This window comes from Roseburia sp. AM23-20 (assembly GCF_003470905.1).
Lineage (GTDB): Bacteria > Bacillota > Clostridia > Lachnospirales > Lachnospiraceae > Roseburia > Roseburia rectibacter.
This window is the reverse complement of record NZ_QRHS01000078.1, coordinates 1-661: the sequence shown is the minus strand read 5'-3', so window position 1 is coordinate 661 and position 661 is coordinate 1. Positions and strand designations below refer to the sequence as shown.

Annotated in this window: 1 protein-coding gene; it reads left to right on the top strand. The window is 36.9% G+C overall.

Annotation, left to right across the window (positions count from 1 at the left end; genetic code table 11):
• Positions 1–161: 161 nt before the first annotated feature.
• Positions 162–641, top strand: a complete 480-nt coding sequence (locus tag DW650_RS19400) for a LytR/AlgR family response regulator transcription factor (protein ID WP_243103038.1) — start codon at positions 162–164, stop codon at positions 639–641.
• Positions 642–661 lie beyond the last annotated feature (20 nt).

The following is a 661-nucleotide window of genomic DNA, read 5'->3' as shown; positions in this document are numbered from 1 at the left end:
CCCTGATGGGCGGCATGTTTTTTTTAAAGGCAAGGTACAGATGATTACGTACTTACGAACAGAGGAAAGTGTTATTGGAATTGATGGGTGTAATATAAAGCCTGCACGGTGTGAGTGTTAGGCTTTTTTTGTTGTATCAAAGATTAAAGTGGTGAGGAAATATGTTGAGGATAGGTATTTGTGATGACATAAGAGAAGAGGTTGAAAAACAGGAAAAACAGGTACGGCAAATTACATATCAGATAGGAATCCGGGCAGACATCAGAAAATGTTATTCAGGTATGAATCTTTTGATGGAAATAGAACTGAGCGGACAATTCGATATTATCCTGCTGGATATTGAACTTGGTGGGATGAATGGCATTGAGACGGCACGCCAGATCAGGGAGAGCGATGTAAATTGTAATATTATTTTCATCACGTCCTTTGAACAATACAGTAAGGAAGCAATCAGCGTACACCCCTTTGCATTTGTTGATAAACCTATTACATATGCACAAATGGAAAAGCTTATCAGTGATGTTTACGAAAAATTACAGATTGATGATAAATTTGCCTTTAAATCTAACAAAGCATACTGCAATATTAGTCTGAATAAAATTATCCTATATTATTCACGGCACAGCCGTGAAAGTGGCTGAAAACCACATAGTTTCTATAT